Source organism: Kaistella sp. (assembly GCF_032060305.1).
GTDB classification, from domain to species: domain Bacteria; phylum Bacteroidota; class Bacteroidia; order Flavobacteriales; family Weeksellaceae; genus Kaistella; species Kaistella yananensis.
On record NZ_DAMBHK010000003.1, the window covers coordinates 19,326 to 25,638 of the forward strand.

The 6,313-nt window shown below is 39.8% G+C and carries 7 protein-coding genes and 1 pseudogene; 2 read left to right on the plus strand and 6 right to left on the minus strand.

The features are described 5' to 3' along the window. Positions 1-262: pseudogene (locus V5N63_RS00815) on the minus strand (polyphosphate kinase 1); the annotation flags it as partial. A gap of 110 nt (positions 263-372) precedes the next feature. Between V5N63_RS00815 and V5N63_RS00820 the strand changes: the two are divergent. Both V5N63_RS00820 and V5N63_RS00825 read left to right on the plus strand, forming a co-directional pair. Continuing rightward, the gene (locus tag V5N63_RS00820) at positions 373-969 is read left to right on the plus strand and encodes a Crp/Fnr family transcriptional regulator (RefSeq protein ID WP_332032149.1); all 597 of its coding nucleotides are present in this window, start codon (positions 373-375) and stop codon (positions 967-969) included. Then, complete coding sequence (locus tag V5N63_RS00825) at positions 969-2,183, plus strand: hypothetical protein (RefSeq protein WP_332032151.1); 1,215 nt, start codon at positions 969-971, stop codon at positions 2,181-2,183. The genes V5N63_RS00820 and V5N63_RS00825 overlap by 1 nt, the downstream gene beginning before the upstream one ends. Before the next feature lie 84 nt (positions 2,184-2,267). Here V5N63_RS00825 and V5N63_RS00830 read toward each other — a convergent pair whose 3' ends face one another. The 5 genes from V5N63_RS00830 to V5N63_RS00850 all read right to left on the minus strand — a co-directional run bounded on the left by V5N63_RS00830 (position 2,268) and on the right by V5N63_RS00850 (position 6,143). Then, positions 2,268-2,822, minus strand: a complete 555-nt coding sequence (locus tag V5N63_RS00830) for a fasciclin domain-containing protein (RefSeq protein WP_332032153.1) — start codon at positions 2,820-2,822, stop codon at positions 2,268-2,270. A 121-nt stretch (positions 2,823-2,943) separates the two neighbouring features. Continuing rightward, entirely contained in the window at positions 2,944-3,711 is a 768-nt protein-coding gene (locus V5N63_RS00835; protein ID WP_088469815.1) for an ABC transporter permease subunit, read from the minus strand. After that, positions 3,708-4,421, minus strand: coding sequence for an ABC transporter ATP-binding protein (locus tag V5N63_RS00840; protein ID WP_332032155.1), 714 nt, complete (start codon positions 4,419-4,421; stop codon positions 3,708-3,710). Before V5N63_RS00840 ends, V5N63_RS00835 begins: the two co-directional genes overlap by 4 nt. 78 nt (positions 4,422-4,499) lie before the next feature. Continuing rightward, positions 4,500-5,726: a nitrous oxide reductase family maturation protein NosD gene (locus V5N63_RS00845; RefSeq protein ID WP_332032157.1), complete on the minus strand. Its 1,227-nt coding sequence runs from the start codon at positions 5,724-5,726 to the stop codon at positions 4,500-4,502. Positions 5,727-5,732: 6 nt separating this feature from the next. Beyond that, on the minus strand, positions 5,733-6,143 hold the full coding sequence (locus V5N63_RS00850; RefSeq protein WP_253313039.1) for a nitrous oxide reductase accessory protein NosL: 411 nt from the start codon (positions 6,141-6,143) through the stop codon (positions 5,733-5,735). Between the last annotated feature and the right edge of the window lie 170 nt (positions 6,144-6,313).

Genomic DNA, 6,313 nt, shown 5'->3' on the forward strand with positions numbered 1-6,313 from the left:
GGTGGATTACAATTTCGTTAATCTGCTGCAGGATTTTTGTTGGGGCTTGATAGAATGATTCTGTAATGAATTTGTCTTTAAAATCCATGGCTCGTTTTAATCCGGCCACGCGTACGCGGAAGAATTCATCAAGATTATTTGAAAAGATTCCCAGAAAACGGATGCGCAGGTGAAGCGGAACATTTCCGTCCATCGCTTCCTGTAAAACACGTTCGTTGAATGATAACCACGTAATATCTCTGGGATTAAATAGATTCGCCACGTTTTTTAGTCTATATTTTTCTCAAAAATAGGAAAATTTCAGCCAAGTTTCGGGATGCAGTCATTAGGAAGAACCATAAATTTTCGTTAAATTTGAAACAAACTTTGCCTATGTTTACACGAGAAATTTTATTAAAAAACAGGGTTCCTGTACTTTATCTGAAAAAAAAGGATACGCTTTTCCGTGAAGATCAAATTGCATTGAACCTTTATTATCTTACAGAAGGTGAAATCAGGATATTTAACTCCGATTCCGACGGGAAAGAATTTTTAATAAATAAGGTGAAGGACCACCAGTTTCTCGGCGAACCGCCATTTCTGCTCTCTGAAAGATATCCCGCCAATGCGGTGATCGCCAGTGAAAGTGCAGAGATTTTCAGTTTCAGTCAAAGTCTTTATAAAAAATTTATGCTCGAGAATCCTGAAATTCTTTTTGAATTTACCAAAGAGGTGGCCAAAAAAGCCTACGATAAAACCCTGAGACTCAAATCGATCGTTCACCAGTGTCCTCACGAAAGAATTTTAAATTTTCTCAATATCCATAAAAGAAATATTGGCATTGAACCCCATGAAAAAACCATTATCGACGTTACCAGGAAAGAAATGGCAAACTCTACCGGACTGGCTATTGAAACCGTAATACGTACCGTAAAAAAAATGGAACGGGAACAAAAAATACAGCTTATTAATCATAAAATATACTATTGATGCAACGCAGTTTCTGGCTGAAATTTTCAGTTTTCAATTTCTTTTTGGTAGCGCTTTTGGGTGTCATCATGCGTTATAAAATTCTTTATTCTTTCCCGTTTCTGGACCAGAAACATTTGCAGGATGCGCATTCGCACTTCGCTTTTTATGGCTGGATTACCAACGTGCTGTATGTATTGATCATGCACTATATAAGTAAAGTGAATCCTTTGGTTAAGCTCAGAAAGTATGAATATTTAATCGTTATTAACCTTGCCGCATCTTTTGCAATGCTCGGTACGTTCATCTACGGCGGTTATTTCTGGGCGTCGATTGCAGCTTCTACAGCAGCGTTGCTTACCAGTTTTGTATTCTGTTATTTCTTCATCAGAGATTCCATGAAAATTCAGGATGCTTCAAAAATCTGGTTCCTTGCAGGATTGTTTTTTGCGGTGATTTCGTCGGCAGGAGTTTTCAACCTGGCCTACATGATGAGTTCTAAAAATATAAACCAGGATCTTTACCTGGCCTCAGAATATTACTTTCTGCATTTTCAGTATAACGGATTCTTTATATTTTCCTGTATCGGTCTTTTACTCTATTCGCTGAAAGAAGCCGGATCACCTATTTCTGAAAGGAAAAACAAATTGCTATTCTGGCTGATGTTTCTTGGCTGTTTCATCGGTGTAGGGCTTTCGGTTTTATGGATGAAGCTGCCGGCTGCCGTGTTTACTCTGATTGTTATAGCGACGCTGGGCCAAACTGCAGGGGCCGTAATGATTTATGATTTTGTAAAAAAAAGTTGGACGAATCTGGTGGTGAAATGGTCGCCGATGCACAGGTTTGTACTTCTTTTTGTGGGATTTGCATTTGCAGTGAAAATTGCGCTGCAGTTGGGCTCCAATATTCCTGCGGTAAACCAGTTTGCTTTCGGATTCCGTAATGTAGTGATCGCTTATCTGCATTTGGTGCTGCTGATGTGTATTGCAACATTTTTGGTGAACGAGATTCTGGCAACCAATTTCTTTACCATTTCCAAACCGCTGCTGTTGGGTCTTAAACTTTTTCTTTTGGGTATTTTCCTTAATGAATTTCTTCTGGGACTGATGGGCATTTTTTCGATAAAATATATTTCGATTCCTTATGCAAACCATTTCCTGCTGTACATTTCTTTACTTATTTTTATTGCGCTGCTCCTCATCTTTGTAAACTTAAAGACAAAAAAGCAGCATTAAAAACAGATACTTTTATTAATAAAAAATGGCTTTCAAAATATTTTTGAGAGCCATTTCTACAATTAAATTTAACAAACTCAGAATTTATTTTTCGGGCAGCAGTACTTCGTCAATCGCATACACAATACCGTTAGAAGCAGGAACTGTGGCTACAATTTTTGCTTTTCCGTTGATTACAGGCTTCCCGTCTACTATCGTTATCGTAATATTTTTTCCGTTTACCATTCCTAAACTTTGTCCGTCGGTCATATTTTCTTCTTTAATCACCCCAACATAAGTATGATATCCAAGAACATCAGATAATGCATCAGCCTGATCTGGTTTCAAAAGACCATCTACAGTGCCTGCAGGAAGTTTGTCGAACGCAGAATTCAGTGGAGCGAATACTGTAAATGGACCTGCGTTGCTGAGAGATGTTGTGAGGTTTGCGGCTTTCACTGCGGTCACCAGAGTTGATAAATCCGGATTTTTTGCCGCCAACTGTACCACTGTTGGGTTGGAATCATCGTCCAGAACAGCTTCCTGTCCCTGACCTACGGCTTCGGTAGTTGTAGCGGAATCGGTTGTAGTGGTTTCATTTTTCTTGCACGAAACCAGCGCGAACCCAACCAGACCTAAAATGATAATCGATTTTTTCATTGCTTAATTTTTATTAAAAGTACTCACAAAAATTAACTGCGGGATATGACTGTGGTCATATGCAAGTGTCTGTAATTGTGATATTTGTCACCACAACGAAAAAGCGGTATTTAATAAATAATTAAAGGTCTTTTTTATTGAATTTTATCAAAGAAAGTACAAATGGAACCGTTGCCCAGATCATCAGAATCAGCATCGAGATTCCCATGCCGCCGCCTGATCCGAAAACTTTTTGAAATACAGCTCCCGAGTAACCCAGCATCGCTGAAATATCCAGCTGAAGCAAAACGAAAATTCGCGAAAGCCCCACCGGATTGAGACCTGCAAGTGTGGCCATGATTCCTTCAATAGGATAATCGGCAAACTGAAACATCAGAACGAGCAGAATTCCGTCATAAATAATGCTGAAAAACATCCAGATAAAAATAGAAATTCCGATTCCCTTCGCTCGGTCGCGGCTGATGATGGCCGAGAGCATCGCAAAAGAAGTGAAGATCACCGAAAGTAAAATACCGATGATAATAAGCGAAAATCCTGTTTCAATCGACGAATATAGCAGAATCGGAATGCCGCATCCCAGCAGAAACGCCAGAACCAAAGCCGTGGAAAGTCCCAAAAAAATATTAAACCAAACCTTTACCCGCGGCACCGGCTGGCTCAGGAGGAGTTCGATAAACTGGCTGCTGTTGTAAACATAAATGGTCGAAAAAATAATGCTGACCAAAGGAACTACCAAAAGCACCACATTCAGCAAACTCAGTGTAGCTTTGGTATAATTGCTTTCGAGGCCGAGAACCGACCAGGAAATGATGAAAAGTAAAATGGTATAGAAAATTACAATCTTATTTTTTAAAATATCAAAAAGTATAAAGCGTGCGATCTTGTTCATTTTTTCATTTCTTTTAGGATGCTGATGATGGATTCTGATATTTTTTCTGATTTTCTTTCGGTCATCAGGTCGGTTACCGACTGCTGAACGATAATTTTGCCTTCATTCATAAAAACAATTTCGCTCACAATATCATCCAGCTCACTCAGAAGATGCGAGGTGATGATGATGAGTTTGCCTCTGTTTTTTTCTTTGATGATTTTATTTTTCAGGATTTCGGAAGCCAAAGGATCCAGTCCGGCTGTAGGTTCATCCAGGATAATGACTTTCGGATCGAACATAAATGCCAGTACGGCGCTCACTTTCTGTGTCGTACCTCCGGAAAGCGTACCCATTTTCTTATCGTACATTTTTTCCAGTTCGAAGTTTTCCAGAAGTTCGGTATCGAGATGAGTTTCAGATGTTTTCCGCGTATCCTTAATCATTCTGATGGTTTGTCCGATGCTCATGTTTTCCGGATAGCGGCCGATCTGTGGCATATAGCCGATGTCTTTGCGGTAAAGATAATCGTCCTTCACACTTTTTCCGTCCACCAGAATATCACCGGTCTCGATGACGTTGAGTCCTAAAATCGATTTAATCAATGTAGTTTTCCCGCAGCCGTTCGGGCCGATGAGCGCAATGGATTTTGTATTGGTAAAGGACAGATTCAGATCATCCAGAGCGGTGAATTTGCCGAATTTCTTGGTTAAATTTTTTACTTCTATCATAATTCTATATTTGGAGGGAAGTAGGAAGCTCCAAACTTCCGACTTCAAACTTCGGACTTCAAACTTCGTATTTCATTTTTATATTTCGACTTTCTTCATCAGCGGCTGCTCGTCCACAAAATTTTCAGGCGTAAGACTGGGAATTATTTTTTCGGTTTTATCGAGTAAATCCACAAAAAAGGTTTTAAAAAGTAGCATAATCGATGGATTATTCTCTACCAGCACGGCATATAAACTCAAAGGATGAAAAGGCACGTCGCCCACTTTGTCTTTATCCATGTCATAACCTTCATATTTGTCCCAGAAATTCTTTTTAAAATCATTCATGGCCATAGTTCCGCTCGTGGATACATCAAAGGTGTTGTTGATAAAGTTATTGTTCATCACCCGGTTTTCCATACAGTTGGAATTGATTTTCATTGCCCAGCCGTTGTCCTCAAAATCATTTTTGAAAAGGTCGATTTTCGTGGCGCCATCGAGAAAGATGGCCGTTGTATTGTTCTGGAATCGGTTATGTTTTATTTTACTGAAACTGATGTCTTTCAACAGCAGGCCGTAGTTCGCGTCGCCCCAGTTGTTGATGAAATTGTTGGCGACCATTCCCACGTTATTACTGTACATTACTGCCACACCTGCGTTATTGTTATCGAAGGTATTGCCCACATACACATCATCATTCGATGACATAAAGTGCAGGCCATATCTTAGATTTTTTTTAGAGTAGTTGCGGTAAATGTATGATTTAATAACTTTTTCGAGGTAAATGCCGTCTTTGTGACCCTCAATATAATTGTTTTTGATCCAGATTTCCTCGCTTACCCAGGCGTGGATTCCGTCACCAATTCCTTCCTGTGAAGTGGCCCGTGTTGAAGTGATTTTATTATTGCGGATCATACAGCGGTAACCGCGTTGTATATAGATGCCGAAATAGTTGTTTTCGAAGATATTGTTTTCGATGGTGGAATAATGGCTGTCGTAAAGTCTCACCGCACCGATGTTTTTAATTTCGTCTTCACCGGAATTGATGATTCGGAAGCCTTTCAGCAGGATATTGTTGGCGCGGAAGGAGAGGATTTCATACTTCATCTCACCATCCAGAACCGGACTGCCGATACCGATGAGTGATAAAGGATGCGTGATGCTGAGGTTGCCTTCTTTGTAAACCCCGCTTTCCACTAAAATACTGTCGCCACTTTTTGATGCGGCGACAGCTTGTTTAATGGTTTTAAACTGTTCGTTTTTTCCCACTTTCAGAATATTCGAAAATATGAGTACAGGAAAAAAAAGAAACATTAATCTGAACATAATTCTTTATTTGGTTAAACTGGCTCCAAGCGTGGCAGCGGCTTTCTGTGCGGCTGCTTTGTCCTGATAAGCCTGTGTGTTTCCGCCCATTGGGGATTTTATGCTGCCGCCTTTGATGAAGGTAGCTTTAGCTTTTTCCAGAAATTTACCGGAAGGGAAATCGATCACATAGGTTTTTGCATTGGTGGCCTTGTCGGGATTCGAACTTTCATACATGTTCATACACATAATGTCATCGAATTTATAAGCCCGGCCTTTTTGGGTAATCAATTGGGTAGCGTATTTCTGTTCAGTGATGGTCATCCGGCAGTTATCGCACTGGTCTTTACCGAGAGCGAAATCTTGGGGACCGCTCTTCTGGCAAGACATAATTGCTAAAACTGAGACTGCTAGAATAAGTGGTTTTGTAAAATTCATTTGATTTAAAATTAAGTTGATCGTATTTTAATGTAAATCTCAGACAGATTTTGGTTTTCTGAACTCTATAAATGCTAATATAGCCAAAATTAATGCAACGCCAAACATAATTCCACCGCCGATGTTGGGGTAAGAGTAAGCACCGAAGTTCAGTAACTGCTTAAATCCGA

Coding starts and splice junctions, on each gene's coding strand:
- V5N63_RS00820 (WP_332032149.1), top strand. CDS start 373: ATGTTTACACGAGAAATTTTATTAAAAAACAGGGTTCCTGTACTTTAT.
- V5N63_RS00825 (WP_332032151.1), top strand. CDS start 969: ATGCAACGCAGTTTCTGGCTGAAATTTTCAGTTTTCAATTTCTTTTTG.
- V5N63_RS00830 (WP_332032153.1), bottom strand. CDS start 2,822: ATGAAAAAATCGATTATCATTTTAGGTCTGGTTGGGTTCGCGCTGGTT.
- V5N63_RS00835 (WP_088469815.1), bottom strand. CDS start 3,711: ATGAACAAGATCGCACGCTTTATACTTTTTGATATTTTAAAAAATAAG.
- V5N63_RS00840 (WP_332032155.1), bottom strand. CDS start 4,421: ATGATAGAAGTAAAAAATTTAACCAAGAAATTCGGCAAATTCACCGCT.
- V5N63_RS00845 (WP_332032157.1), bottom strand. CDS start 5,726: ATGTTCAGATTAATGTTTCTTTTTTTTCCTGTACTCATATTTTCGAAT.
- V5N63_RS00850 (WP_253313039.1), bottom strand. CDS start 6,143: ATGAATTTTACAAAACCACTTATTCTAGCAGTCTCAGTTTTAGCAATT.